Raw genomic sequence first — 25,791 nt, forward strand, 5'->3', positions numbered from 1 at the left:
TCGTGACTCTTTCTCTTACCGGCTGTGCCAACCTCACCAATCAGGCAGTAACTGAGGTCAAGGCCGACATCAAGCGCAGCGAACAGCAGCTGGGCAGCCAGATGACCCAAGGACAACAGCAACAGCAGCAACAGCAGGCCAACACCCAGGCCCAGCTGGATCGTCTGCTGGCACAGCAAAAAGACAACGAGGTGCTGATCGGCAGCCTGCTGAGCCAGCAGCAGTCCCTCAACCAGATGGTAAAAGCCATGTCCCGTCCCGCCACCAGTCAGCAAAGCCCCGTCAAATTCAGCGACCCCGGCCTCACCACGCCGGATGGCAAGCTGATCCTGGGTGAGTCCGAATGGGTCTATGTGGCGGAAGCCCATGGCACCTTCCAAAGCCGGGTGGATACCGGGGCGGCCACCTCCTCCATCAGCGCCACCGACATCCAGGTGTTCGAGCGCGATGGCCACCGCTGGGTCAAGTTCAAGATGCCGCTGGATGAAGGGGGCACGCTGGACATGGAAGCGCCCTTCGTGCGCTACGTGCGCATCCGTCAGTCTTCGTCAGACCATTATGATCGCCGCCCGTCCGTGCGTCTCTCCATCCAGTTGGGCAGCCTCAAGGAGCAGGCCGAGTTCAACCTGAAGGATCGCTCCCAGATGGACTTCTCCTTGCTGCTGGGCCGTGAGCTGATCAAGGACGTGGCCGTGGTGGACGTGGCGCGGGAGTTTGTACAGCCCAAGCCCGAGGCCGATGGCGCCACCGAGGTGACCGCCAAGTCACGCAAGACAGAAGCGCCCCAGCCGACCCCGGCCACCAAGGTGAGTGACCCCGTGTCCGCTGCCGCGCCGGTAGTCAAGGCCCCAGCCAAGAGCGAGGCGCAGCCTGCTGAACCCAAACCAGAGAGCAAGCCGGCCTCCGCCGCTAGCCAATCCTAACTCAGACCAGGAACAGGCCCTCACTCATGGTTTCTCGCCGCCCCTTTTATATCGCCGTCATCGTCCTGTATGTGCTCGGCATCGCCCTCATGCTCTATCGGCACATCGCCTTCGAGGTGCCCTGGCTGCCCGGTGAACTCAGAAGCGTCTGGTCCCTGGAGGCCAAGGTAGAATTTGACGCCGATGGTGGCCCGGCCACCGTCTCGCTGGCCATTCCCGGCACCCAGAACGGCTACACCCTGATCGATCAGGCGGCCGCCAGCCCGGGCTACGGCCTGACCTTTGGCACCAAGGACAACGCCAATCGCGCCATCTGGACCATACGGGAAGCCCGCGGCCACCAGGAACTCTATTACCGCGCGGACATGTTGAGCGACCCCTACGCCAAGGTGCTGCTGACCCCGCCCGAGGTGGTCAAGCCCCTGTTCAAGGAAGCGGTCGAGACCGCCATGCGCCAGCTGCTGGATGAGGCCAAGGCCGAGTCCGCCGATCCCTTCAGCCTGACTCAGGCCATCCTGCGCCAGCTGCAGGACAAGCAACTGAACGTGGAGCTGCTCAAGGAACACAAGACCCCGGCCGAGCTGGTGGTGGATCTGCTGGGCATGAGCAATGTGCCGGCCCGGGTGGTGCGCGCCCTGACGCTGGAAGACGGTCGCCGTCGCCAGAGCCTGACCAACTATGTGCAGGTGTTCTCAGCCAACGGCAACCAGTATCGCCTGTTTAGCGTCGAGCCCAAGCCCAGCAGTGCCAACCCGCTGCTGCTGTGGGAATACCAGTCCGTGCCCCTGCTGGATGTCACGGGCGGCAGCAACTCCCGGGTCACCTTCTCCATCATCAAGAAGCAGGTCTCCGTGGCCCGCGCCCTGTCGGACAAGTTCCAGAACACCGAGCTGCTGAACCTGTCGGTGGACGCCCTGCCCCTGGAAGAACAGGCCCTGTTCAAGGGCATACTGCTGCTGCCCATCGGCGTATTGGTGGTGGTCTTCCTGCGGGTCATCGTCGGCCTCAAGACCTCGGGCACCTTCATGCCGGTGCTGATCGCCGTGGCCTTTATCCAGACCAATCTGACCGTCGGCTTGCTGGGCTTCCTGTCCATCGTCGGGGTCGGCCTCGTCATCCGTTCCTATCTATCGCGACTCAACCTCTTGCTGGTGGCGCGGATCTCGGCGGTGATCATCACGGTGATCGGTATCATCGGCATCCTCTCCTTCATCACCTACAAGCTGGGGCTGACCCAGGGCATGAAGATCACCTTCTTCCCCATGATCATCCTCTCCTGGACCATAGAGCGAATGTCCATCCTGTGGGAGGAAGAGGGTCCCAAGGAGGTGGTCAAGCAAGGGGGTGGCTCCCTGCTGGTGGCCGTGCTGGCTTACTTGGCCATGGACAACGGCATCATCCAGCACCTGACCTTCAACTTCCTCGGCTTGCAACTCATGCTGATGGCGACCGTGCTGCTGATGGGTAACTACACGGGTTATCGGCTCTCCGAGCTGAAGCGTTTCAAACCCCTGGTGGATGAGCTGAAGAAATAAGATGGCATTCTGGAACCGTTATACCTCGCCATTCAAGCTGGCCAGCCTCGGCATCATGGGGATGAACCAGCGCAATATCGGCTACATAGGGCGCTACAACCCCAGATCCCTCTATCCGCTGGTGGATAACAAGCTCAAGACCAAACGCATCGCCATCGATGCCGGGGTGACTGTGCCTAAGCTTATCGGCACCATCAGCTTCCAGTACGAGGTGGGACGCATCACCAAGATGGTCCAGGATTGGCCGGGCTTCTGCATCAAGCCGGCCCGGGGCTCTGGTGGCAAGGGGATACTGGTGATCCTGCGCCATGAGGACGGCCTCTACTACAAGCCCAACGGCCAGGCCTGCAACCAGGCGGATCTGGAGCGCCACGTCTCCAACATACTGGCGGGACTCTTCTCCCTGGGGGGCAAACCGGATCTGGTGATGGTCGAGGATCTCATCAACTTCGATGATGTGTTCGACGGCTACTCCTTCGAAGGGGTGCCAGACACCCGGGTGATCGTGTTCAAGGGCTTCCCCGTGATGGCCATGATGCGCCTGTCCACCTCCTCCTCCGATGGCAAGGCCAACCTGCACCAGGGCGCCGTGGGGGTGGGGATCTGCCTGCGCACCGGGCGCGCGGTGCGCGCTGTGCAGTACAACGAGCCGCTGCGTTACCACCCGGACACCCAGAAGGATCTGTTCGAGCTACAGGTGCCCCACTGGCACAAGCTGCTGACCCTGGCCTCCAGCTGCTACGAGATGTCTGGGTTGGGCTATCTGGGCACCGACATGGTGCTGGACAAGAAGCGTGGCCCCATGCTGCTGGAACTCAATGCCCGCCCGGGTCTGTCCATTCAGATCGCCAATGCCTCCGGCCTGCTGCCCAGGGTGCGCGCGGTCAGCAAGCTGGGTAAGGTGCAGCTGAGCGTGGAGGAGCGCATCGGCTTTGCCATGGAGAAGTTCGGTGTGTTCGAAGGCCCCAGCCTAAGCTAGACCCGCGATTTAAATCGCACGTCTCCAGACCATTACGGCGCCCCAGGGCGCCGTAATTTATTCATCAAGATCCACTCTCACGCCGCCGGAACAGCCCAGGCTGCACCTCGTCATAGGTCGTGACTATGTAGGCCAGCAGGGCTTGCTGGGAGGTCGAATAGGCATGGGGATCGGCGCGAAAGCGCGCCAGCTTCTTGCCGCGCACCAGGATAAAGGCCGGCGGCTTGGCCTGCAGCGCCGCCAGCACCTTGGCCTTCACGTCATAGCCCGGGGTAACGTTGTCAAAGAACAGGTAGGGCGTCGCCGCCGCGCGCTCGCTCCAGACATAAAACTGCGGCATTGTCCCCTCCACCCAGAGGGTATCGCTTGGACTCGACTCGGCGCGGATCTGCTGCACCTGTTGCCAGGTCGTGGCATTGAAAGGGCGCCCCGCGGTAGCGGCCAGGTAGGCGGAGTAGCCGGTCAGGCAGATCGGCAGGACGCAGGCCATGACCACCATCAACCGTTGGGCCCCGTGGGCACCCACGGGCAGCCAGCGCCAGCCGGCCAGGATCAGCAGGAGTGCCCCGCCTAGGGCAACCCCCATCTGCAGCGCAACCTTATCCAGTGGCCACTCGAAGCGGGTCCAATCGAACAGGGTGTGGGGAATGAGCAAGAACAGCCCCCAGCCCCCCAACACAGGCCAGGCCCAGCGCCAACCTTGACCGGCCCAGTGCAGCAGCAGGGCCAGGCTCAAGGGCAGCAGCGGCAGGATCAGCTCATCGTAGTGGTCATACACATGACCGGACACCGAATTGGCCACCAGTCCCGCCAGCGCGCTCCACAACAGTACCCACAAAAGGCCCGCGCGCAGCCTCAGCAGCTCGCCGCGCGCCTGGCTAAACAGCCCCCACACCGCCCAGGGCAGCAGCAGCAACCAACCGGTACGCAGCAGACCAACCAGCCCCACCGCCAAGGAGAAACCCGAGCCATAGCTGTGACCGAAGAAGACGCCATAGGCATAGAAGAGGAAGTTATCCCAGACCCCCTGTTGCCAAAAATAGGCCAGCAAGGGCAAGGCCACCAGCAACAGGCCTGCCAGGGCGCTCAGCGCCAGCCAGCACACCTGGCGCCAGGCCCCCTGCCCCAGCCACAAGCAACCCAGACCCGCATACCAGGCGGCCCAGAGCACGGCGTTGTTGGGACGCATCATGAACACCAGCCCCAGGGTCAGGGCCGGCAACCAGGCCTGGGCCAGCACAAAGCGCCCGGCCTGCAACTGACCGGCAAAGCCGCCGAAGGCCAGCAGGGCCAGGGCCAGGCTCCACTCCTCGGTCATGTTGCCGTAGTAGTAGCGAAAGCCGCACAGGGCCAGGGTGGCCAGCAACGCCAGCCAGCTGGCCGCCAGGCTGCAGCCCAGACGCCGCAATCCACGGTAAGCGCTGGAGAGTCCCAGTGCCAGCAGCAGGGTTTCCAGCGCCGCCATGCCGGCAAAGCCCCCCAGGCGATAGCCCAGGGCATCCAGGGCGAAGATCATGGGGCCCTTGATATCCAGCATGTCACGATAGAGCACGGATCCATCGGCCCACATCTTGCCCATCACGGCAAACAAGGAGGCATCGAAGGCCGGCGCCATGCCGTACCACAGGGGATTTTGCAGCGTCAGCAGCGCCGCCAGCAGCAGACACAGCCAGCCCCGTAACCCGCCCTGCTGATCGGCCTGCGACAACAGCCCCGTGAGCCGGCTCCCCCTTTGCATTTGCTTCATGACCACTCCTACCCGCAGCCACACACAACAAGGCCCCGCACGCGGGGCCACTCGATTCCTTCGTCTGCTAGCTATCTTGCCGCCGCAACCAGAGGGTTTCAATCCGGTGGGCGTTCAGCTGCAACACATTGATCTGCCAGCCATCCAACAACAGCTCTTCCCCCTGCCTGGGCAGACGCTGCAACCGCTCCAGCAGCCAGCCCGCCAGGGTGTGATAATGGCTGGTGGGTGGCGCCGGAAAGCCGATCTGCCGTTGCAGCTCCTGCAGCAGGTAATCGCCACTCACCCGATAGCTGCCCGGACCCAGGCAGACCAGATCCTGATCCTCTTCCCCCGGCTCCGGCAGCTTGCCGGCGATCTCCTCCAGCACGTCCCGGATGGTGATGAGCCCCTCGAAGTTGCCGAACTCATCCAGCACGAAGGCCATGTGAGTGCGGGCCTGACGGAACTGATCCAAGGCGCCCAGCACGCTTAAGGTCTCCGGCAGGCAGAGGGGATGGGGGTTGACCAGGGCCTCCAGGGCCAGGGGTTCACCTTGCAGCAGCCGCGCCAGCACATCGCGCTTGCGCAAGATCCCCAGGGGCGCGTCCTTGTTGCCCTCCCGGATCACCACCAGACGGGAGTGGGGGGTGCGGGCCAGCTGGGCATGGACCGCCGCCAGCGGCTCGCTCAGGTCCAGCATCTCCACATCGTGGCGCACCGACATGATGGCCCGGATCGGCAGATCCGACAGCTGGCTGACCCGTGCCAGCATGGACTGGGCCTCCTGCTCCAGGGGCGGCAGGGGCGTCTCGTCCGCGCTCGCCTCGGCCGAGGGCAATCCGGCCGAGTCGTCGGCATAGCGAAAGCGCCACAGCAGCCAGGCTGCCAGCATCACCAGGGTCAACAGCCAGTAGAGGATAAACAACGGCAACGGGGTGCCCAGCCCTTCGGCCAGCAGGGTCACCCCCACCAGCAGCAACAGGGCCTGGGCCAGGCGCAGCAGACGGTGATCCTCCAGCCAGCGCCAAGGATCCGTGGGCAGCCGCCACAGCAGCAAGGGTACCAGCGCCCAGATCAGCAAGATGGGCCAGGGGGAACGCAGCAAGCCGATGGCCAGGGCCGCGCTCTGGGCGGCAAACAGCAGGCTGCACAAGGCCGCCTGCCAGAGGCCACGGCGAAAATCCAGGCTGGCCGGCTCGGCCTGCCCGACGGAGCCATCCAGGCGCAGCAGGCCATTGACGCCGCGCAGCAGCAGATAGCCCCCCGCCAACCAGGCCAGCCAGGGCCGCACCGCCAGGGTCTGGGCCTCCCCTGCCACCAGCAGCCAGGGTGCCAGGGACAGCAGGAACAAGAGGCGCCAGAGGCCCCCCAATCCCAGCCCCAGCGCCACATAGCGCCGCCGCTGAAAGCCAGGCCAGACCTGAGCCCCCAGTTGCAGCTGGCGGCGGGAAGCCAACCAGGTACGTCCCTCCAGCAGCAGCAGACAGAGCATGCCCCAGTAGAGCAGCGGATCCAGCGTCATCATCCCTGACATGGCGATCATCTCATCCTTGGGCCACGGGCTCCGTCTGGGCCAGCTTGGCCTCCAGGCTGGCCATCACCTCGGCGGGGTTCGCCAGGTAGTTGGCCAATCCCCTGGCCCGCAGCTGACACGCCGGGCAGTCGCCACACCCCTCGCCCACCACGCCGTTGTAACAGGTCAGGGTCTGGTGGCGCACGTACTCCAGGCGGCCATAGCGGTCCGCCAGGGCCCAGGTCTGGGCCTTGTCCAGCCACATCAGGGGGGTGAGTATGGTCAAGGGCCGCTCCATCCCCAGCACCAGGGCCCGGTTGAGGGCCTGGACGAAGTCATGGCGGCAGTCCGGGTAACCGGAGAAGTCGGTCTCGCAGACCCCGGTGATGATCACCTCGGCCCCCACCTGGTAGGCGTAGATCCCTGCCAGGGTGAGAAAGACGATGTTGCGCCCCGGCACGAAGGTGTTGGGCAGGCCGTTATCCTGCAGCTGGGTGCTCACCGGGATCGACGCCCGGGTCAGGGCCGAGGCGGCCAATTCACCCAGCAGGGAGACATCCATCACCTTGTGGGCCGTCACCCCCAGCTCCTGGGCGATCTGCCGGGCCACCTCGATCTCTTTGACGTGCCGCTGGCCATAATCGAAGGTCAGGGCATGCACCTCGTCGTACCGGCTCAGCGCCTGGATAAGACAGGTGGTGCTGTCCTGCCCCCCGCTGAACACCACCACGGCCTTGGATAGCTTGCTCATCGGACGCTCCTTACCGACCACGACCACCGGCCTTGCCGCCGCGCAAGGGCGCCTTGGGCGCCACCGGGCTGCCGACCCGCGGCTTGGCGGGGCGCGCCTTGGCCGGCTGCTGGGGCCGCTCGCTGGGGGCGCGGCGCTCCACATGGGCCTGACGATTGTCCCCCTGCTGCTCCTGGTGCTTGCGCACCGCGCGGCGGATCTGGGCCTTCTGCTTGAACTGCGCCTTGCGATCGTCCACCGCCACCTTGGTCTCGGTCTCGGCCAACAGGCCCACCAGCTTGCGCAGGTAGTTCACCTCTTCGAGGCCCAGCTCCTTCCAGCCACCACGGGGCACGTTCTTATCCAGCTGGATATCGCCGTAGCGGATCCGCATCAGCCGGCTCACCTGCACCTCCTGGCTCTCCCACAGGCGGCGCACCTCCCGGTTACGCCCCTCGCACAGGGTGACGTTGAACCACTGGTTCATGCCTTCGCCGCCGGCCCGACCTATCTTGTCGAACTTGCCTTCCCCATCCTCGAGCTGCACCCCGCGGCGCAGCCGCTGCAGCATGGCCTCGTTGACCTCGCCGAACACCCGCACCGCGTATTCCCGCTCCACCTCGTGGCGCGGGTGCATCAGGCGGTTGGCCAGCTCACCATCTGTGGTGAACAGCAGCAAGCCGGAGGTGTTGACGTCCAGGCGACCCACGGCAATCCAGCGGCCCTCCTTGAGGATGGGCAGGCGGTCAAACACGGTGGGACGCCCTTCCGGGTCGTGCCGGGTACACATCTCGCCTTCGGGCTTGTGGTAGGCCAGCACCCGGCAGATCTGCTCCTCGGCGGCCTTGGTGTTTACCGTGTGGCCATCCACCCGGATCAAGGCACCCGGGCCCACTCTGTCCCCCAGCACCGCCACCTTGCCGTCGACACTCACCCGGCCGGCACTGATGATGGTCTCCATCTCGCGACGGGAACCCACGCCGGCCCGTGCCAGCACTTTTTGCAATTTTTCACTCATGGTCATATTTCCAAAGGGGGGCACAGGCCCCCGGTCAGATGCGGCCTCGGGCCAGGATTATTCGAAACGGCTGGGATCACCGGCACCCCGGCGCACCACCACAGGCGTCTCGTCGGAGAAGTCCACGACCGTGGTGGGCTGCTCGCCCAGGTTGCCGCCGTCGATGATGAGATCCACCAGCTTGCCCAGGTGGTCCCGGATCGCCTCAGGGTCGGATTCGGTCACCTCGGCCCCCGGCAGTATCAGGGAGGTGGACATCATGGGTTCCCCCAAGGCCTCCAGCAGGGCCAGGGTGATCCTGTCCCCCGGCACCCGCAGGCCTATGGTCTTCTTCTTCTCGTTGAGCACCCGACGGGGCACTTCCTTGGTGGCCTTGAAGATGAAGGTGTAAGGCCCGGGGGTATTGTTCTTGATCAGGCGAAAGGCCTGGTTGTCCACCCGTGCGAAGTGGGAGATCTCGGCAAGATCCTTGCAGAGCAAGGTGAAGTTGTGGTCCTGCCCCAGCTGGCGGATGCGGCAGATCCGCTCCATGGCGGACTTGTCACCCACCTGGCAGCCCAGGGCATAGCCGGAGTCCGTGGGGTAGATCAGCACGCCGCCATCACGCAGCAGGGCCACCGCCTGGTTGATGAGACGCGGCTGGGGGTTTTCAGGGTGAAGGGTAAAATATTGACTCATGATTCCTCCCGGAATGCATTGGACGCGTCGGCGTCGAGAAAGCGCTCCCACACCGGGGTCGCTTCCTTGGGTAACCAGAGCTGTTTGCCCAGCTCCAGCCAATGAGAAGGGAAGTGAAAGTCCGAACCGACCGAGGCCAGCAGGCCAAACTCCCGGCTCCATTGACCCAGGTTAGCCCGCACCTGGGGGCTTTGCTGGGCCATGCTCACTTCCATGGCGTCCCCGCCGGCCGTCACGAAGTCGGCCAGCAGACGCTTGATCCATTTGGCGGTGAGATTATACCCCGTGGGATGGGCAAGTACAGCTTGCCCGCCAGCCTGGTGGATGACCTGGCAGGCCTCGGCCAGGCTGACCCACTGGGGGCGCACGTAGGCCTTGCCCCGCCGCCCAAGGTAGACATCAAACGCCTTCTGCATCGTCTTGCTCACCCCTAGGGCCACCAGATGGCGAGCAAAGTGGGCCCGGGTCAGGCTGCCGCTGCCGGCCAGGGCCCGTGCCGCCTCGTAGGTGCCCTCGATATGCAGCTTGGCCAGCTTGCGATCCAGCTCCCGCGCCCGCCACTCCCGGGACTCGGCCTGCCGCTGGCATAAGGCCAGGAGTGCCGGATGATGGCGGTCCACCGCCAGCCCCACCACGTGGATTTCGTGATTCTCCCAGCTGCAGGAGATTTCGATGCCATCGATCAGGGTCAGGGCCAGGCCGTGACGGGCGATGGCCCCATGGGCCTCGTCGAGACCGGCCACCGTATCGTGATCCGTCAAGGCCAGCACATCCACCTGCTGGTCCACCGCCCGCAGCATCAGGGCTTCTGGGCTGAGGTGGCCGTCGGAGGCGGTGGAGTGACTGTGAAGATCGAGGCGCATGGCGTTTCCTGCTCAAAAAGAGGCTTGACAATATCAGGCCGTTATCGTTTAACTGTTACCACTTTAACGCATCAGGATGGTTATCTCATGGCAAGCAAGCTGACCCGTCGTACCGGTTGGTGGTGGCACACTCCCAGTTAAGCGGGCGTGGGGCTCTTGCTGCGTAAGCATCCAAAGTTAAGCAAACAGACTACCCAAAGAAAGCCCGCTGCAAGCAGCGGGCTTTTTTATTATCTGCACAAACAGGGACGAGATGATAGCACAACACCACAAGCAGACCTGGCGATGGCGGCATGCCGCTCCCAATCGGTCACCTGCGTGACCCCCAGGCGCCGCCCAAGGCGGCCCATCATCGTCAGAGAAAGGAACCCCATCATGTCTGTGTATGCCCAACCCGGCCAAGACGCCAAACAGGAGGCGCTATCATGAACCGCCTCGTCCGTCAGCTGGAAGTCCGTCAGGCGGCCCATGTGGCCGACCCCCTGGCCCTGTTCAGCCACTTGACCCAACCCTTCGACAACAGCCTGCTGCTGGAGTCCGCCGAGATCGACTCCAAGGCCGGCACCCAGAGCCTGCTGCTCATCGACGCCTGTGTGCGCCTCACCTGCTATGGCAACCGGGTGCAGGCCCAGGCCGCCAATGCCAACGGCCAGGCCGTGCTGGCCTTCCTGGCCCAGGCCCTGCCGGCCGAGGTCCACTGTCAGCAACAGGATGGCCGCCTGGAGATGGCCTTTCCCGCCATCGATGCCAATCAGGATGAAGACAGCCGGCTGAAGGCCATGTCGGTGCTGGACAGCCTGCGCCTGCTGCTGGCCCAGGACGAGGCGCTGTTTCTCGGTGGCCTGTTCGCCTATGACCTCATCGCCAACTACGAGCAGTTGCCCCAGGTCAGCCTGTCGGACAATGACTGTCCGGACTTCTGCTTCTACCTGGCCGAGACCCTGATCCACATCGATCACCTGCAGGGCCGTACCGATCTGCACGCCCTGGTGTTTGGCGACGCCGCCGAGGCCGCCCGCCTCACCACGCGCCTCGACCGCCTCAAGACCGAGTGCGATCACTTCCAGGCCCCCGCCCTGCCCCAGGCGCCGCAACTGACCGGCGGCCTGACGGTGGACCGCAGCGACAAGCAGTACTGCGCCGACGTGGAACGGCTCAAGGGCCATATCCGCAAGGGGGATATCTTCCAGGTGGTGCCGTCCCGCTGCTTCAGCCTGCCCTGCCCGGCACCGCTGCTGGCCTACCGTCAGCTCAAGCGCACCAATCCCAGCCCTTACATGTTCTACATGAACGATGAGGCCTTCACCCTGTTTGGCGCCTCCCCCGAGAGTTCGGTGAAGTTCGACCATGCCAACCGTCAGGTGGAGATGTACCCCATCGCCGGTACCCGCCGCCGCGGCCTCAACCCCGACGGCAGCATCAACCTGGACTTGGACGGCCGGCTGGAGCTGGATCTGCGCCAGGATGCCAAGGAGACCGCCGAACACCTGATGCTGGTGGACCTGGCCCGCAACGACATCGCCCGCATCAGCGAGCCCGGCACCCGTCACGTCAAGGATCTGCTCAATGTCGACCGCTACAGCCATGTGATGCACCTGGTCTCCCGGGTGGTGGGCACGCTGCGCGCCGACCTCGACGCCCTGCACGCCTACCAGGCCTGCATGAACATGGGCACCCTGACCGGCGCCCCCAAGATCCGCGCCTCCGAGCTCATCCGTGAGGTGGAAGGCAAGCGGCGGGGCAGCTATGGCGGCGCCGTGGGCTACCTCAACGGCCAGGGCGACATGGACACCTGCATCGTGATCCGCTCCGCCTTCGTCAAGGACGGCCGCGCCTATGTGCAGGCCGGTGCCGGCGTGGTGTTTGATTCCAAGCCCCAGGCCGAAGCGGATGAGACTCGCAACAAGGCGGCGGCCGTCCTGAACGCCATCGCCTTGACCCACGGCCAGACCCTGAAGTCCCTGCTGGAAAGCCTGGAGGCGAACCATGGCTAATACACTGTTTTTACTGGATAACTTTGACTCATTCACCTACAACCTGGTGGATCAGTTCCGCGCCCTGGGCCACCCGGTGCGCATCTACCGCAACAGCCTGTCCGCCCAGGCGATCTTCGAGCAGATCAGCGCCTGTGACGATGCCGTGCTGGTGCTCTCCCCCGGCCCCGGCGCCCCCCACGAGGCGGGCTGCATGATCGAACTCATCGGCCTGTGCCGGGGCAAGGTGCCCATTCTGGGGATCTGCCTGGGTCACCAGGCCATCTGCGAATACTACGGCGGCACAGTGGGCTCCGCCGGCGAGATCATCCACGGCAAGAGCTCCCTCATCGACCATATCGGCGAGCTGATGTTCACCGGTCTAAGCCAGCCCCTGCCGGTGGCCCGCTACCACTCCCTGGTGGCCACCTATGTGCCGGCGGAGCTGGAGGTGATCGCCCACTATCGCGACATGCCCATGGCGGTGCTGCACCGTGCCGACAAGGTGCTGGGCTACCAGTTCCATCCCGAGTCCATCATGACCATCGAAGGGGCCCGGCTGCTGACCCAGAGCCTGGCCTATCTCACCACTCAAGAGGCCTGAACATGGATACCCATGCCTTACTCGACACCCTGTACCGCGGCCAGGACTTAAGCCGCGACGAGAGCCGCTTTCTGTTTGAACAGCTGCTGGCGGGCCAGATGGATCCCCTGGTGCTCGCCTCCCTGCTCACCGCCCTCAAGATAAAGGGCGAGTGCCCGGCGGAGATCGCCGGGGCCGCCAGTGCCCTGATCGCCGCGGCCCGCCCCTTCCCGCGGCCCGATTACGACTTCTGCGACATCGTCGGCACCGGCGGTGACGGCCAGCACACCATCAACGTCTCCACCCTGGCGGCCCTGGTGGGCGCCAGCTGTGGTCTCAAGGTGGCCAAGCACGGCAACCGCAGCGTCTCCTCCAAGACCGGCTCTTCGGATCTGCTGGACAAACTGGGCATCAAGCTGGATGTGAGCCCGGAGCTGGCCCGCCGCTGCCTGGACGAGGTGAACGTCTGCTTCATCTTCGCCCCCCACTATCACAGCGCCATGCGCTACGCGGTGCCGGTGCGTCAGGCCCTGAAGACCCGCACCATCTTCAACGTGCTGGGCCCCCTCATCAACCCGGCCCGCCCCAGCTACCAGTTGATGGGGGTCTACCGCCCGGAACTGGTCACCCCCATAGCCCAGACCCTGCAGCAGCTGGGGCTGACCCGTGGCATGGTGGTGTACGGCGACGGCCTGGACGAGATCGCCATCCACGGCCAGACCCGCTATGCCCGCATCGAGGGTGAACAGATCCGCGAAGGCGTGCTGACCCCGGCGGACTTCGGCCTCAACACCTTCAGCCTGGACACCATCCGTGGCGGCGAGCCCGAAGAGAATCGCCAGATCAGCGAAACCATCCTCTCTGGCCGCGGCAGCGATGGCCAAAATGCCGCCATCGCCATCAACCTGGCGCCGTTGCTGCAGATGGCCGGCAAGGTCGACACCCTGACGCAAGGCGCCGAGCTGGCCATCGCCACCCTGAAGAGCGGCATGGCCCTGGCCAAGGTCGCTGAGCTGGCCGCCCTGACCCACAGCGAGACCGCAGCATGATCAACTACGACTCCATCAACCAGACGGTGCTGGGCAAGATAGTGGCCGACAAGCTCGAATGGGTGGCCGCCCGCAAGGCCAGCCAGCCGCTGGCCAGCTTCGAGGCCAGCCTGACCCCCAGCGATCGCAGCTTCTACGGTGCCCTGAGCCAGTCCAGGACCGTGTTTATCCTCGAATGCAAGAAGGCCTCCCCCTCCAAGGGGCTCATCCGTGAGGAGTTCGATCCGGCGGCCATCGCCCGGGTCTACGGCGACTATGCCTCGGCCATCTCGGTACTCACCGATGAGAAGTACTTTCAGGGCAACTTCGACTTTCTGCCCCAGGTGCGGGCCCAGGTGCAGGTGCCGGTGTTGTGCAAGGACTTCGTCGTCGACCCCTACCAAATCCAGCTGGCCCGGCACTATCAGGCCGACGCCGTGCTGCTGATGCTCTCGGTGCTGACCGACGAGGCCTACCGCCAGCTGGCCGCCGTGGCCCACGGCCTCAACATGGGGGTGCTCACCGAGGTGAGCAACGAGGAGGAGCTGGGCCGCGCCATCGCCCTGGAGGCCAAGGTGGTGGGGATCAACAACCGTAACCTGCGGGATCTCACCATCAATCTGGACCGCACCCGCCAGCTGGCGCCCCAACTGCCGTCCGATCGCATCGTCATCTGCGAGTCCGGCATCTACCACCACCATCAGGTCAAAGCATTGAGCCACTACGCCAACGGCTTCCTGGTGGGCTCGTCCCTGATGAGCCAGCCGGACGTGGCCGCCGCCTGCCGCGCCCTGATCCTGGGGCAGAACAAGGTCTGCGGCCTGACCCGGCCCCAGGATGCCGCCGCCGCCTGCCAGGCCGGCGCCCTGTTCGGCGGCCTCATCTTAGTGCCAAAGAGCCCTCGGTATGTGACCACAGAGCAGGCCCGGCTGGTGATGGCCGGCGCGCCGCTGCAGTACGTCGGGGTGTTCCAGAATGCCTCTGTGCAGGCGGTGGCCGACACCGCCCGCGAGTTGAATCTGGCTGCCGTGCAACTGCACGGTCAGGAGGACGCCGACTACCTGCAGGCCCTGCGGCCCTTGCTGCCCGACGGTTGTCAGATCTGGAAGGCCCTGGCGGTGAGCGATCACTTCCCTCATGAGCAATACCAGACCTTGAGTCCGCTGGCGGATCGCCTGCTGCTGGACAGCAAGGTGGCCGGCCAGTGTGGCGGCACCGGCCAGGCGTTTGACTGGCAACTGCTGGATAACCTGGACAAGAGCCAGCTGATGCTGGCCGGCGGCCTCACCCCGGAGAACGCCGCCCAGGCCGCCGCCCTGGGCTGTCAGGGACTGGATTTTAATTCCGGTGTAGAATCGGCGCCCGGTCTCAAGGATGCCGACAAGCTGCAGCGGGCCTTCGCCGCGCTGCGTGCCTACTGATCCTGGGCACCTATTGAAAAGGAATGATCATGACACTGCTTAATCCGTTTTTTGGTGAATTTGGCGGCATGTACGTGCCGCAGATCCTGGTGCCGGCGCTGTTGCAGCTGGAAAAGGCCTTCATCGAGGCCCAGGATGATCCGGCCTTCCACGCCGAATTCCGCAGCCTGCTAACCGAATACGCTGGTCGCCCCACCCCCTTGACCCTGTGCCGCAACCTGACCCGTGGCACCAAGACCCGCTTGTATCTCAAGCGTGAGGATCTGCTGCACGGTGGCGCCCACAAGACCAACCAGGTTCTGGGCCAGGCCCTGCTGGCCAAGCGCATGGGCAAGACCCGCATCATCGCCGAGACCGGCGCCGGGCAGCACGGGGTGGCTACCGCCCTGGCCTGCGCCCTGATGGATCTGCCCTGCCGGATCTACATGGGTGCGGTGGACATGGAGCGGCAGAAGCCCAACGTGTTCCGCATGCGCCTGATGGGCGCCGAGGTGGTGGCGGTGCACGCCGGCGCTTCCACCCTCAAGGACGCCTGTAACGAGGCGCTGCGGGATTGGACCGCCAACTACGAAGACACCCACTACATGCTGGGCACCGCCGCCGGCCCCCACCCCTTCCCCACCATAGTGCGGGAATTCCAGCGCATGATCGGCGAAGAGGCCCGTGAGCAGCTCGACCAGGTGGAACACCGCCTGCCGGATGCGGTGATCGCCTGCGTGGGCGGTGGCTCCAACGCCATCGGCCTGTTTGCCGACTTCATCGACAAGCCCGAGGTCCGCCTCATCGGCGTCGAGCCCGGTGGTCACGGCATCGAGACCGGCGAGCACGGCGCCCCTCTGGGCCACGGCACCAAGGGCGTGTTCTTTGGCGCCCACTCCTACCTGATGCAGGACCAGCATGGTCAGATCGAGGAGTCCTACTCCATCTCCGCCGGTCTGGACTTCCCCTCCGTGGGCCCGCAGCACGCCCACCTGGCCGCCACCGGCCGGGCCGAGTATGTCTCCATCACCGACCAGGAGGCGCTGGATGCCTTCCAGGAGCTGGCCCGTCACGAGGGGATCATTCCCGCGCTGGAGTCCTCCCACGCCCTGGCCCACGGCCTGAAGATGGCACGGGAGAATCCCGAGCTGGAGCAGGTGCTGATCGTCAATCTCTCCGGCCGGGGGGACAAGGACATCTTCACCGTCGCCGACATTCTGGAAAAGCAAGGAGCCCTGTAATGAGCCGTTATGAAGCCCTGTTTGCCAAACTGGCCCAACGCAACGAGGGGGCCTTCGTGCCCTTCGTGACCCTGGGGGATCCCACCCCTGAGTTCTCCTTGCAGATCATCGACGCCCTGGTGGCCGGCGGTGCCGATGCCCTGGAGCTGGGCATCCCCTTCTCCGACCCGGTAGCCGATGGCCCCACCATCCAGGACGCCACCACCCGGGCCCTGCAGGCGGGCACCACGCCGGATACCTGCTTCGACATCCTAGCCAAGGTGCGCGCCAAGTACCCGGAGCTGCCCATGGGCCTGCTGCTGTACGCCAACCTGGTGTATGCCAAGGGCATCGATGGCTTCTATGAGCGGGCCGCCGCCGCCGGGGTAGATTCCGTGCTGGTGGCGGACGTGCCGGTGGAGATGTGCGAGCCCTACAAGCAGGCCGCCGACCGCGCCGGTGTGGCCGCCATCTTCATCGCCCCCCCCAACGCCGACGAGGCCACCTTGCAGAAGGTGTCCGAGCTGGGTAGCGGCTACACCTACCTGCTGAGCCGCGCCGGGGTCACCGGCGCCGAGACCCGCGCCGGCAAGCCGGTGGGGCCCTTGCTGGAGAGCCTCAAGCGCCATGCCGCGCCCCCCGCCCTGCTGGGCTTTGGCATCAGCGAGCCGGCCCAGGTGAAGGAGGCCATCGCCGCCGGTGCCGCCGGTGCCATCTCCGGCTCCGCCGTGGTGAAGATCATCGAGCGCAACCTGGCTAACCCCGCCACCTTGCTGGCGGAGCTGCAAGGCTTTGTCGCCAGCATGAAGGCCGCCACCGCCCGCTAAACGGCCCTGGCGCCCCCCGAGCCCGCCCTCCGTAGGCGGGCTTTTTCTTTTGTCTTCCCCCGCCACTGCCGTTAGACTGACCGCCAGTTCCTCCATCGAGATTGAGCATGAAACAGCTGTTCGAATTTATTCCCCTGCTGGTGTTCTTCGCCCTCTACAAGCTCTATGACATCTATGTGGCCACCGCCGCCCTCATGGTGGTCACCCTGCTGCAGATGGCGTTTATCTGGTTTCGCCACGGCAAGCTGGAGAAGATGCACTGGGTGACCCTGGTGCTGATCCTGGTGTTCGGCGGTTTCACCCTGCTGTTTCATGATGATGCCTTCATCAAGTGGAAGGTCACCGTCATCAACCTGCTGTTTGCCGGCGCCCTGCTCATCAGCCAATGGGGCTTCAACAAACCGCTGATCAAGCAGATGCTGGGCAAGGAGTTGCAGCTGCCGGATGCGATCTGGCGGCGGGTCAACCTGGCCTGGGCCGGTTTCTTCGCCCTGTGCGCGGCCCTCAACACCTACATCGCCTTCCACCTGCCCCAGGATGTCTGGGTCAACTTCAAGGTGTTCGGCCTCTTGGGCATGACCCTGGTGTTCACCCTGCTCACCGTCTTCTACCTCTACCGGCACCTGCCGGAAGAGAAGGAATAACCCGACAAGGGGCGCCGCAAGCGCCCCTTCGTTTTACGACCGATTGCCGCCAAGGAGTGCATATGTGGTATCTCATCTATTCCCAAGACAATCCCAACAGCCTGCCGCTGCGTAAGGCAGCCCGTCCGGCCCACCTGGCCCGTCTGCAGGCCCTGCGAGACGAAGGCCGCCTGCTCACCGCCGGCCCCAACCCCGCCATCGACGCCGGCGATGCCGGTGAGGCCGGCTTTACCGGCAGCACCGTCATCGCCGAGTTCGACTCGTTGGCGCAGGCCCAGACCTGGGCCGATGCCGACCCTTACGTGGCCGCCGGTGTCTATGCCCAGGTGACGGTCAAACCCTACAAGCAAGTGTTTTAACCCCTGCCCCAGGCAAGTGCAGCCAGCCTCATCCTGAGGCAAGACAGGCTGCACTTTGTCTATCCTGCGGTCATATGTCAGGCATTTATGCCACTGATTTTAACGTTGGCCTGTTTATTGCCTTGTTTATCGTCTATAGCTAGGCGAAATCGTGACATCATCCATAAGGATTACCACATGAAAGTTGCCGTGATCGGCGCCGGAGCCGTCGGGGTGAGCGTGTGTCAGTTTCTGCTGGATAACGGCGCCTGTGACACCCTGGTTCTGGTGGATCTGAATCAGGAGAAGGCCCTGGGGGAGATACTGGACTTTGGCCACACCACCTCGCTGAACTTCACCCGTAACGTCAAAATGGTGGCCGGCGGCTACGCCGACTGTCAGGACGCCGGCATCGTCATCATCACCGCCGGGGCCCAGATCAAGCAGGGGCAGCAGCGGGATGAGCTGGCACAGATCAACGTGGAAATCACCCTGCAGATCGCCCGGGAGCTGGAACGGGTCGCCCCCGAGGCCATCCTGGTGCTGGCCACCAATCCGGTGGATCTGGTGAGCCGCTTCATCATCGCCAACACCCGCTACACGGCGGGGCGGGTGATCAGCGCCGGCTGCCTGCTGGACACGGCCCGCTTCATGAAGATAGTGGCGGATCACGTGGGGCTGGATCCCAAGAACGTGCAGGGCTACGTGCTGGGGGAGCACGGCGCCACCAGCTTCATTCCCTGGAGCCTGTGCAGCATAGGGGGCCTGACATTCGATGATTATTGCGACATGGTGGACAAGCCGAGATTGGCGCGCAAGGCGCTGCTGCAACAGGTCAAGCAGGCGGGCTTTGAGATCTTCAACCGCAAGGGCAACACCAACCACGGCATCGCCGCCAGCGTGTATCGAATCGTCCAGGCCATCTTGTTTGACGAAGGCTCCATCCTGCCGGTGGGCGCCTACCTGGAGGGTCAGTTTGGCATCGAGGACTGTGTGCTGAGCGTGCCCTGCCTGGTCAACCGCCATGGCATCGCCAAGCGGTTACCCTATCCCCTCACCAGCCACGAGCTGGCCCAATTACATGGCTCGGCCCGCCACCTCAAGGCCTTGACCGAGCAGGTAAGAAAACAGCAGCATCTGGCCTGATCAGCCCTTGGGCCGGGCGATAAACCAGGGGTTGAGCAGCTCGGCCTTGCTGTAACGCAGCGGCGCCCCCTCCAGGGTCACCACCTCGCCACCGGCCCCCTCCAGCACCGCCTGGGCGGCGGCCGTGTCCCACTCGCAGGTGGGCCCCAGACGCGGATACAGGTGGGCCTCGCCTTCCGCCACCCGGCAGAACTTGAGGGAGCTGCCGGCGGCAATCAGCGTGTGTTCGCCGATGCCAGCCAGATACGCCTGGGTCTCGACGGAGAGATGCGACCGGCTACCTATGACCCTGAGCGCCTCACCCGGCAGCGGGGCTTGCACCCGGATCGGCATCTCGCCGGCATGGGACCGCTTGAAGGCGCCATAGGCCTGCCCCCCCCAGTAGCTCAGATGCTGCACCGGCAGATGCACGACCCCGAAGGTCGTCAGCCCCTGCTCAATGAGGGCGATGTTGACGGTGAACTCACCATTGCGGCGGATAAACTCCTTGGTGCCATCCAGCGGATCCACCAGCCAGTAGCGAGACCAAGCCAGCCGGGCGGCTTTTTGCGCCTCATCCGACTCCTCAGACAACACCGGCAGCTCGGGGGTCAGCTGGGCGAGGGCCTCGACGATCACCCGGTGGGCCGCCCGATCGGCCTGGGTCAAGGGCGAGTCATCCTGTTTGACTGTCACATCTATCGGGCCATCGTAGACCGCCAAAATGGCGCGGCCGGCCTCTTCTGCCAGCCGGATCACGGATTCAATCAATGCCTTATTTAATTGCATACGGTTTCACTCCTTCTCCATCTTGCCATCTTAACCGCCAAGCCGCGCCGAGCCTTAGACCAATAATCAATGAGTTATAAACAATTTCCTGGCTCGCCCCGCCGATGGGCTGCCGCAAGCGCTACCGAATGTATAGCTGTCATTGCCCACAGTCCCAGGCCCGCCACCAACATCTACGTTTTCCTGGTAACTCAACCACATGGAGCAAACGATGAAAAAAGGAAATCTGTTGACCGCCCTGCTGCTGGCCGGCAGCCTGTTCCAGGCCAATATGGCCCTGGCCGCCGAACAAACCACGGCAGCAGCGCAAAACATGGAGACCGCCGCCCTGAAGATCAACATCAACCAGGCCGACGAGGCGCAGCTGATGAGCATCAAGGGCATAGGCCCCAAGCGGGCGGAGGCCATCATCGCCTACCGCTCCGAACATGGCCCCTTCACCACGGTGGACCAGTTGGCGGAGATCAAGGGGATCAGCCCAGAGTTCGTGCAAAGCCACAGCGGTGAATTGACGCTGGAATGATGAGCAGACAGGGGCCTGTGGACACCCAGGCCCCTGAATTTCATTGGCCTCGACTGACGACTTCGCTAAGATGGTGCGCGCCACTTCACATTCTTGCCTCTACCCCTATAGGAATTAATCAAGATGAAGAAAGGGAACGCCCTCATTCGCAAGGCCATCATCCCGGTTGCGGGCCTGGGCACGCGCATGCTGCCCGCCACCAAAGCCATCCCCAAGGAAATGCTGCCGGTCGTCGACCGTCCGCTCATCGAGTATGTGGTGCGTGAGGCCATTGCCGCCGGCATCAAGGAGATAGTGCTGGTGACCCACTCCAGTAAGAACTCCATCGAGAACCACTTCGACAAGAGCTTCGAGCTGGAAGCCACCCTGGAGAAGCGGGTCAAACGGCAGCTGTTGGCGGAAGTACAAAATATCTGCCCCAAGGATGTGACCATAATGCACATCCGCCAGGGCGAGGCCAAGGGCTTGGGCCATGCCATCCGCTGTGCCCACCCCCTGGTGGGCGACGCCCCCTTCGTGGTGCTGCTGCCGGACGTCCTCATCGACGAGGCCAGCTGCGATCTCAAAGAGGACAACCTGGCGGACATGGTGCGCCTGTTTGCCGAGGACGGCATCAGCCAGATCATGGTGGAAGAGGTGCCCCATGAAGAGGTCGATCAGTACGGCATCGCCAACATCAACGGCGAAGCCTTGACCGAAGGCCACAGCGCGGCCATGACGGCCATAGTAGAAAAGCCGTCTGTGGATGAATCACCCTCCAACCTGGCGGTGGTGGGGCGCTACGTGCTCTCCGCCAACATCTGGCCCCTGCTGGAAAAAACCCTGCCGGGCGCCGGCGACGAAATCCAGCTCACCGATGCCATCGCCATGCTGATGCAGCAAGAGCAGGTGAACGCCTACTTCATGAAGGGCCGGAGCCACGATTGCGGCAGCAAGCTGGGTTACATGATGGCCAACGTGGAATACGGCCTGCGCCACAACGCGATCAAGGACGACTTCCGTCGCTTCATCAAGGAACTGGCCGCCAGCCTATGAGCCCCTCTGGACCACCGGCTCCGGCCGGTGGTCTACTCCCACCGCAAACGAATGGTGAGCGTAGCGCCACCGTCCCCCTTGATCGCCATCTCCCAGGGTAACCTCCAGCCCCGCTGATGGGTGCTGTAGTCGCTCTGTTTGACCAGCCCCAACGGCAGCCCCTCGGCCTGCTGCAGCCAATGGGGAGAGCCCAGCCCGGCATTGGCATAGAGCAGAGATTGTTCCTTGACGTTAAACAGCAGGACGGCGGCATTGAGGGTGCCCTGCAGACCCGACTCGCACAGGTGCCAGTTCAGGTATTCCAGCACCCGACCGGGTGCGCCCAACAGCTGACTCTCTCCCTGCTGGAACTGGCGATAGGGGCCACTGAGCAGACACTTCATCATGGCGCCCATGAAGGTGGCGTCGGCATCCAGCACCGACAGTTCACTGACCACCAGCAGCAAGCGCTCGCCGATCAAGAAAAATTCCGGAATGAGCAAGGGACTGTCGCTGTCATAACTGGCCTGCCAGGCGCCCAGACTCTGCTGGCGCGGTGGCGACATGGCGGTCAGCAGATGGCTGGCGGCCATGTCATCCTGGGCAAAGAATTGCAGATGCCGATCCAGCTCACGCCGGGCAGCCGCCTCCTCCTCGCCCGCCAGCGACTCCTGCAGCACCCGATGAAACTCACTCCAGTTGCGAATGGGTTTGATGACGTAGTCACAGGCGCCGCCACGCAGGGCGCGGCTGACATCCTGCATGTTGTCCTGGCCGGAGACCACCATGATGGGAATGTGGGGATAACGGCGGTTGATACAGGCGATGACCTGATGGCCATCCATCATGGGCATCTGCAGATCGCACAGCACCAGATCCGGCTGATACATGGCGACGGCAGCCAAGCCCTCCACGCCGTTGGCCGCTTCGTACACCAGATTACCGCCCTGGCGCAGCTGGGCTACCAGGGTAGTGCGGAAAACTGGTTCATCTTCAATAACCAGTATTTTCAACTGCTGCTGTGCCACCGCGCCAGACCACCTGAGAGAATGAATACCTTTACCATCAGGTTAGCCAAGCCCTGGCGGGAACAACAGGATAAAACCCCGCCCTTACATAAATTAATGCAGCTCCCGGTAGAGGGTGGCCTGATCCAGGGCGGCGGCATAGGATTCATAGTCCAACCGCTGGGCCAGCACGTACTCGGTCAGCAGGCGACGGCTGACGGTGAGCAGTTCATATGGATCCCATGGCTTTTCAAAGTAATGGTCGATGCGGGCGGCGTTCACCGCTTCTATGGTATCTCTGTGGGTCGCCTGACCGGTAAGCAACACCTTGCGCGTCGCCACAAAGCGTCGATCCCCGGCCAATTGGGTCAACAGCTCGACACCGCTGCGTCCAGGCATGATGTGATCCGAGATAACTAGCGCCACATGAGCCCCAATACTGTCCAACTCCTCCAGCAGGTCTTCACACTCCTCTGCAGATTCACACTCTTCTAGCAGAAAATCCTGCCCTAGTGGGGCCAGATCTTTCATCACGGCACCCAGGACTTCCCGCTGATCGTCGACACAGATGATATAGAGCTTATCCATGATGTTTGGGTATCCTTATGGTGAATTCGGTGCCGGCAGGTTGGCTGGTCACGGCCAGCTTGCCCCCATAACTTTCGACCAGCCCCTTGACGATAGCCAGTCCCAACCCCAGGCCAAACCGCCTGCCCTGGCGCTTGGTGGTAAAATGCGGCTCGAAGATCCGCAGCAGCAGCCCCTCGGGGATCGGCGGGCCATTGTTGCCGATCACCACCCAGAGCGACGCCTCATCCTGACCACTGCGGATCCAGATGGTGGGTGCCTGCGTCTGAGCCAGAGCATCACAGCCGTTTTTGATGAGGTTAACCCAGATCTGCACCCACTCCGTCTCATTGGCCGACAGCGGTGGCAAGGGCTGCAGCGCCAGTTGCAGATTGATCCGGCGCAACGGGCTCTGCAGCAAGGTCAAGGCCTGCTCTATGGTCTCCAGCAGTTGGACGTCGAGACGGCGTTCACCCTCAGCCCCACCCAACTGCCGGACGGAGCGGACTATGTTGGCCACATGCTTCACCGCCAGCGCCATGTCATGGCAATCACGCCCCACTTCCCAGTAGTCGGCCCCCTTCGCCAGGGCCGGCAGCTGCGCCGCCGTCGGCACTTCACCGGCCAACATGCGGGCAAATTGCCGCGCCTGGGCGGCCGGCAGCCCAAAGGCCTGCTCCAGTAGCTGACCGGCCTGTCTGACCTGGCTGCTGGAGAGCAGCTGCCCTGCCGCCATGCCCTGGCAGAAGAAGTGATACTCGCTGGCATGATCCTGGCGCAGCCGCCGTGCCACAAACTCGCTCAGGGAGCGACTGCTGCGATCGATCACGGCGATGGCATTGTTCAACTCATGGGCCACCCCCGCCGCCAGCTGGCCCAGGGTGCTCATCTTCTCCGCCTGCATCAGCTGCCGCTCGGTACGCATCTGCTGTAGATACGCCTGGTTGAGGGTCAACTGCCGCTGCTTGAACTCCTCCATGATCACCGGCATAAATTGCTCGGTGAGGGACAGGCCGCCCGGCTCAACCACATTGAGCGCCTCGGCCTCGAGCCAGGCCACCCGGCATGGCTCCACGGCTTCCAAACGACAATAGCTGACGAAGCTGCGGGAAAAGAAGCTGTGCACCCCCATGAAGCGGCCGGCCGCGACCTGCAATATGTCCACCCACTCCCCTTCCGCGTCATCCAGGTAGCGCCCTCGCACCTGCCCCGCCAGCAGGAGATAGAGGCGACGGTTCGGCGCCCCCTGCTCCAACAGGATCTCCCCCGGCGCCAGCACACGCTGACGCTCCGGGGCATGGAAATAACACAGCTGCAGCTCAGTCAGATTCATAGATAACCGGTCAGGCCCATGGTCAGCAACATCAGGTAACACAACAACAGCCCCAGCAGGCCACACAGCACGCCAATCTTGGCCATCTGCCGGGTTGCCACATTGCCGGTAGCATGGGCCAGGGCGTTGGGCGGCGTGCTGATGGGCAGCGACATCCCCAGGCTTGAGGCGAAGGTGACCGCCAGCAGCAGCGCCACCACGCCGCCGACCTCCGCCAGGCCCGGCAAGGTGCTCCCCAGCGCCGCCGCCAGGGGCAACAGCAGGTTGGCAGTGGCGGTATGGGACATGAAATTGGCCATCAGCAGGCTCAGCAGGCTGGCCAGCAACAGCAGCAGCAGGGGCGAAAAATCGGCAAACGGGATGGCGTCTACCATGTGTTTGGCCAGGCCAGTACTCTCCATGGCCAGGCCCAGGGCAATCCCGCCGGAAACCAGCCAGAGCACATCCCAGGAGAGGGTCTTGAGATCCTCCTTGGTGACGACCCGGGTGACGGTGAAGATGGCCACCGGCACCAGGCCAACCACATAGGAGTTCATCCCCAGCGGCTCACCGAACAACCAAAGACCGACGGTCAGCACGAAGGTGGCATACACCAGCCAGGCCTTGGGGGTCTGGAGAAACTTGCCGCGGATATCCAGCTTGATGGCCTGTTGCTGCGGCGGAAACAGCCAGCACAACAGCCCCCAGGCCACCGCCATCAGCACCAGCACGAAGGGCACGCCGAAGGCCATCCACTCGGCGAAGCCGATGGCGTTTTCCCCGGTGAGATAACGCAAGGCGATGGCATTGGGTGGCGTGCCGATCGGGGTGCCAATCCCGCCGATGTTGGCCGCCAGCGGGATGGCCAGGGTGAAGGCCACCCGCCCCGGATCCTGGGGAGCAAACACCCCCAGCACAGGCGCCAGAATGGCAAGCATCATGGCGGTGGTGGCGGTATTGCTCATAAACATGGAGAACAGCGCCGTGATGCCCATCAGCCCCAGCAGCAGGTTGCGCGGCTTGCTACCGAAGGGGCGCAACAAGACCCGCGCCAGGTTCATGTCCAACCGGTACTTGCTGGCCGCCATGGCCAGGAAGAAGCCCCCCAAAAACAGCATTATGATGGGCGAGGCAAAGGTCGCCATGATCTGCTTGTAGCTCATCAGCTGGCCCAGCTGCCCCGCGGGATAGCCGCTGGTCAACGGCTTGAAGCCGCCGTCGGAGAGCAGCAGCAGCTCCAGCACTATGATGAGCACGGAGGTGGCATAGATGGGAATGGGCTCCAACACCCAGCACAGGGCCGCCAGCAGGAAGATGGCGATCACCCGCTGCTCCAGCAGGGTCAGATGGGGAATGGGCAGGGCACCGGCGGGCAACAGCAGGACAAGCAGAGGGCAGATCAGGGGTAACCAATATTTCAGGGTGCTCTTCATCGCTGGGCTCCTGGGACTAGGTGGGTTTTCCAGCCACGGT

At 63.8% G+C, this 25,791-nt stretch carries 25 protein-coding genes; 14 read left to right on the forward strand and 11 right to left on the reverse strand.

Going from position 1 to position 25,791, the window contains the following annotated elements; all coding sequences use genetic code 11:
• Positions 1-2: 2 nt before the first annotated feature.
• The 3 genes from ABHF91_RS11270 to ABHF91_RS11280 are packed head-to-tail and all read left to right on the forward strand — an operon-like array spanning position 3 to position 3,437.
• A complete protein-coding gene (locus ABHF91_RS11270; protein WP_409420378.1) occupies positions 3-923 on the forward strand; it encodes an ATP-dependent zinc protease in 921 nt (306 codons plus the stop codon).
• 26 nt (positions 924-949) lie between these two features.
• Positions 950-2,458, forward strand: coding sequence for an inactive transglutaminase family protein (locus tag ABHF91_RS11275; protein ID WP_409420379.1), 1,509 nt, complete (start codon positions 950-952; stop codon positions 2,456-2,458).
• Position 2,459: 1 nt separating this feature from the next.
• Positions 2,460-3,437, forward strand: coding sequence for an alpha-L-glutamate ligase-like protein (locus ABHF91_RS11280; RefSeq protein WP_409420380.1), 978 nt, complete (start codon positions 2,460-2,462; stop codon positions 3,435-3,437).
• Positions 3,438-3,501: 64 nt separating this feature from the next.
• Here the strand turns inward: ABHF91_RS11280 and ABHF91_RS11285 are convergent, their stop codons facing one another.
• From ABHF91_RS11285 to rnm, 6 genes are all read right to left on the reverse strand, one after another.
• Positions 3,502-5,184 carry a hypothetical protein gene (locus ABHF91_RS11285; RefSeq protein ID WP_409420381.1) on the reverse strand — a complete coding sequence of 561 codons (1,683 nt, stop codon included), beginning with the start codon at positions 5,182-5,184 and terminating at the stop codon, positions 3,502-3,504.
• A 67-nt stretch (positions 5,185-5,251) separates the two neighbouring features.
• Complete coding sequence (locus ABHF91_RS11290) at positions 5,252-6,709, reverse strand: transporter associated domain-containing protein (RefSeq protein WP_409420382.1); 1,458 nt, start codon at positions 6,707-6,709, stop codon at positions 5,252-5,254.
• A gap of 1 nt (position 6,710) precedes the next feature.
• Positions 6,711-7,430, reverse strand: coding sequence for a 7-cyano-7-deazaguanine synthase QueC (queC, locus tag ABHF91_RS11295; RefSeq protein WP_409420383.1), 720 nt, complete (start codon positions 7,428-7,430; stop codon positions 6,711-6,713).
• Positions 7,431-7,440: 10 nt separating this feature from the next.
• Complete coding sequence (gene rluB / locus ABHF91_RS11300) at positions 7,441-8,427, reverse strand: 23S rRNA pseudouridine(2605) synthase RluB (RefSeq protein ID WP_409420384.1); 987 nt, start codon at positions 8,425-8,427, stop codon at positions 7,441-7,443.
• Between the two features lie 57 nt (positions 8,428-8,484).
• Positions 8,485-9,105: an L-threonylcarbamoyladenylate synthase gene (locus tag ABHF91_RS11305; protein ID WP_409420385.1), complete on the reverse strand. Its 621-nt coding sequence runs from the start codon at positions 9,103-9,105 to the stop codon at positions 8,485-8,487.
• A complete protein-coding gene (rnm, locus tag ABHF91_RS11310; protein WP_409420386.1) occupies positions 9,102-9,968 on the reverse strand; it encodes an RNase RNM in 867 nt (288 codons plus the stop codon). Before rnm ends, ABHF91_RS11305 begins: the two co-directional genes overlap by 4 nt.
• A gap of 425 nt (positions 9,969-10,393) precedes the next feature.
• Between rnm and ABHF91_RS11315 the strand changes: the two genes are divergently transcribed.
• The 9 genes from ABHF91_RS11315 (at position 10,394) to ABHF91_RS11355 (ending at position 19,127) form a co-directional block, all read left to right on the forward strand.
• On the forward strand, positions 10,394-11,962 hold the full coding sequence (locus ABHF91_RS11315; RefSeq protein ID WP_409420387.1) for an anthranilate synthase component 1: 1,569 nt from the start codon (positions 10,394-10,396) through the stop codon (positions 11,960-11,962).
• Complete coding sequence (locus ABHF91_RS11320) at positions 11,955-12,545, forward strand: aminodeoxychorismate/anthranilate synthase component II (RefSeq protein ID WP_409420388.1); 591 nt, start codon at positions 11,955-11,957, stop codon at positions 12,543-12,545. The genes ABHF91_RS11315 and ABHF91_RS11320 overlap by 8 nt, the downstream gene beginning before the upstream one ends.
• Before the next feature lie 2 nt (positions 12,546-12,547).
• A complete protein-coding gene (gene trpD / locus ABHF91_RS11325; RefSeq protein WP_409420389.1) occupies positions 12,548-13,573 on the forward strand; it encodes an anthranilate phosphoribosyltransferase in 1,026 nt (341 codons plus the stop codon).
• The gene (gene trpCF, locus ABHF91_RS11330) at positions 13,570-14,973 is read left to right on the forward strand and encodes a bifunctional indole-3-glycerol-phosphate synthase TrpC/phosphoribosylanthranilate isomerase TrpF (RefSeq protein WP_409420390.1); all 1,404 of its coding nucleotides are present in this window, start codon (positions 13,570-13,572) and stop codon (positions 14,971-14,973) included. Before trpD ends, trpCF begins: the two co-directional genes overlap by 4 nt.
• A gap of 29 nt (positions 14,974-15,002) precedes the next feature.
• Entirely contained in the window at positions 15,003-16,193 is a 1,191-nt protein-coding gene (gene trpB, locus ABHF91_RS11335; protein ID WP_409420391.1) for a tryptophan synthase subunit beta, read from the forward strand.
• A complete protein-coding gene (trpA, locus tag ABHF91_RS11340; protein WP_409420392.1) occupies positions 16,193-16,999 on the forward strand; it encodes a tryptophan synthase subunit alpha in 807 nt (268 codons plus the stop codon). The genes trpB and trpA overlap by 1 nt, the downstream gene beginning before the upstream one ends.
• A gap of 107 nt (positions 17,000-17,106) precedes the next feature.
• The gene (locus ABHF91_RS11345; RefSeq protein ID WP_409420393.1) at positions 17,107-17,643 is read left to right on the forward strand and encodes a septation protein A; all 537 of its coding nucleotides are present in this window, start codon (positions 17,107-17,109) and stop codon (positions 17,641-17,643) included.
• Positions 17,644-17,705: 62 nt separating this feature from the next.
• Entirely contained in the window at positions 17,706-18,002 is a 297-nt protein-coding gene (locus ABHF91_RS11350) for a YciI family protein (protein WP_409420394.1), read from the forward strand.
• A 177-nt stretch (positions 18,003-18,179) separates the two neighbouring features.
• The gene (locus ABHF91_RS11355) at positions 18,180-19,127 is read left to right on the forward strand and encodes a lactate/malate family dehydrogenase (RefSeq protein ID WP_409420395.1); all 948 of its coding nucleotides are present in this window, start codon (positions 18,180-18,182) and stop codon (positions 19,125-19,127) included.
• On the opposite strand, the gene cysQ is transcribed toward ABHF91_RS11355, so the two are convergent.
• Positions 19,128-19,895, reverse strand: coding sequence for a 3'(2'),5'-bisphosphate nucleotidase CysQ (gene cysQ, locus ABHF91_RS11360; protein WP_409420396.1), 768 nt, complete (start codon positions 19,893-19,895; stop codon positions 19,128-19,130). It abuts the gene before it with no gap.
• A gap of 211 nt (positions 19,896-20,106) precedes the next feature.
• Here cysQ and ABHF91_RS11365 point away from each other — a divergent pair, with 211 nt between their 5' ends.
• Both ABHF91_RS11365 and galU read left to right on the forward strand, forming a co-directional pair.
• Positions 20,107-20,418, forward strand: coding sequence for a ComEA family DNA-binding protein (locus ABHF91_RS11365; protein WP_409420397.1), 312 nt, complete (start codon positions 20,107-20,109; stop codon positions 20,416-20,418).
• 123 nt (positions 20,419-20,541) lie between these two features.
• The gene (galU, locus tag ABHF91_RS11370; protein ID WP_409420398.1) at positions 20,542-21,453 is read left to right on the forward strand and encodes a UTP--glucose-1-phosphate uridylyltransferase GalU; all 912 of its coding nucleotides are present in this window, start codon (positions 20,542-20,544) and stop codon (positions 21,451-21,453) included.
• Between the two features lie 32 nt (positions 21,454-21,485).
• On the opposite strand, the gene ABHF91_RS11375 is transcribed toward galU, so the two are convergent.
• The 4 genes from ABHF91_RS11375 to ABHF91_RS11390 form a co-directional block, all read right to left on the reverse strand.
• Complete coding sequence (locus tag ABHF91_RS11375; protein WP_409420399.1) at positions 21,486-22,445, reverse strand: response regulator; 960 nt, start codon at positions 22,443-22,445, stop codon at positions 21,486-21,488.
• Positions 22,446-22,553: 108 nt separating this feature from the next.
• The gene (locus ABHF91_RS11380; RefSeq protein WP_409420400.1) at positions 22,554-23,027 is read right to left on the reverse strand and encodes a response regulator; all 474 of its coding nucleotides are present in this window, start codon (positions 23,025-23,027) and stop codon (positions 22,554-22,556) included.
• Entirely contained in the window at positions 23,020-24,339 is a 1,320-nt protein-coding gene (locus ABHF91_RS11385) for a sensor histidine kinase (RefSeq protein WP_409420401.1), read from the reverse strand. The genes ABHF91_RS11380 and ABHF91_RS11385 overlap by 8 nt, the downstream gene beginning before the upstream one ends.
• Positions 24,336-25,751, reverse strand: a complete 1,416-nt coding sequence (locus tag ABHF91_RS11390) for an SLC13 family permease (RefSeq protein ID WP_409420402.1) — start codon at positions 25,749-25,751, stop codon at positions 24,336-24,338. Before ABHF91_RS11390 ends, ABHF91_RS11385 begins: the two co-directional genes overlap by 4 nt.
• Positions 25,752-25,791 lie beyond the last annotated feature (40 nt).

Origin of the sequence: Pseudaeromonas aegiceratis (assembly GCF_046254905.1) — a bacterium.
In the GTDB taxonomy this organism is placed as follows: Bacteria; Pseudomonadota; Gammaproteobacteria; order Enterobacterales; family Aeromonadaceae; genus Pseudaeromonas; species Pseudaeromonas aegiceratis.

Bases quoted from the DNA above. Each gene is read 5' to 3' on its own strand.
- queC (WP_409420383.1), bottom strand. From the start codon at position 7,430: ATGAGCAAGCTATCCAAGGCCGTGGTGGTGTTCAGCGGGGGGCAGGAC.
- ABHF91_RS11380 (WP_409420400.1), bottom strand. From the start codon at position 23,027: ATGGATAAGCTCTATATCATCTGTGTCGACGATCAGCGGGAAGTCCTG.
- ABHF91_RS11290 (WP_409420382.1), bottom strand. From the start codon at position 6,709: ATGATCGCCATGTCAGGGATGATGACGCTGGATCCGCTGCTCTACTGG.
- ABHF91_RS11280 (WP_409420380.1), top strand. From the start codon at position 2,460: ATGGCATTCTGGAACCGTTATACCTCGCCATTCAAGCTGGCCAGCCTC.
- ABHF91_RS11385 (WP_409420401.1), bottom strand. From the start codon at position 24,339: ATGAATCTGACTGAGCTGCAGCTGTGTTATTTCCATGCCCCGGAGCGT.
- ABHF91_RS11305 (WP_409420385.1), bottom strand. From the start codon at position 9,105: ATGAGTCAATATTTTACCCTTCACCCTGAAAACCCCCAGCCGCGTCTC.
- trpA (WP_409420392.1), top strand. From the start codon at position 16,193: ATGAGCCGTTATGAAGCCCTGTTTGCCAAACTGGCCCAACGCAACGAG.
- cysQ (WP_409420396.1), bottom strand. From the start codon at position 19,895: ATGCAATTAAATAAGGCATTGATTGAATCCGTGATCCGGCTGGCAGAA.
- trpD (WP_409420389.1), top strand. From the start codon at position 12,548: ATGGATACCCATGCCTTACTCGACACCCTGTACCGCGGCCAGGACTTA.
- trpCF (WP_409420390.1), top strand. From the start codon at position 13,570: ATGATCAACTACGACTCCATCAACCAGACGGTGCTGGGCAAGATAGTG.
- rnm (WP_409420386.1), bottom strand. From the start codon at position 9,968: ATGCGCCTCGATCTTCACAGTCACTCCACCGCCTCCGACGGCCACCTC.
- ABHF91_RS11355 (WP_409420395.1), top strand. From the start codon at position 18,180: ATGAAAGTTGCCGTGATCGGCGCCGGAGCCGTCGGGGTGAGCGTGTGT.
- ABHF91_RS11390 (WP_409420402.1), bottom strand. From the start codon at position 25,751: ATGAAGAGCACCCTGAAATATTGGTTACCCCTGATCTGCCCTCTGCTT.
- ABHF91_RS11285 (WP_409420381.1), bottom strand. From the start codon at position 5,184: ATGAAGCAAATGCAAAGGGGGAGCCGGCTCACGGGGCTGTTGTCGCAG.
- ABHF91_RS11345 (WP_409420393.1), top strand. From the start codon at position 17,107: ATGAAACAGCTGTTCGAATTTATTCCCCTGCTGGTGTTCTTCGCCCTC.
- ABHF91_RS11350 (WP_409420394.1), top strand. From the start codon at position 17,706: ATGTGGTATCTCATCTATTCCCAAGACAATCCCAACAGCCTGCCGCTG.
- ABHF91_RS11320 (WP_409420388.1), top strand. From the start codon at position 11,955: ATGGCTAATACACTGTTTTTACTGGATAACTTTGACTCATTCACCTAC.
- ABHF91_RS11365 (WP_409420397.1), top strand. From the start codon at position 20,107: ATGAAAAAAGGAAATCTGTTGACCGCCCTGCTGCTGGCCGGCAGCCTG.
- galU (WP_409420398.1), top strand. From the start codon at position 20,542: ATGAAGAAAGGGAACGCCCTCATTCGCAAGGCCATCATCCCGGTTGCG.
- trpB (WP_409420391.1), top strand. From the start codon at position 15,003: ATGACACTGCTTAATCCGTTTTTTGGTGAATTTGGCGGCATGTACGTG.
- rluB (WP_409420384.1), bottom strand. From the start codon at position 8,427: ATGAGTGAAAAATTGCAAAAAGTGCTGGCACGGGCCGGCGTGGGTTCC.
- ABHF91_RS11275 (WP_409420379.1), top strand. From the start codon at position 950: ATGGTTTCTCGCCGCCCCTTTTATATCGCCGTCATCGTCCTGTATGTG.
- ABHF91_RS11315 (WP_409420387.1), top strand. From the start codon at position 10,394: ATGAACCGCCTCGTCCGTCAGCTGGAAGTCCGTCAGGCGGCCCATGTG.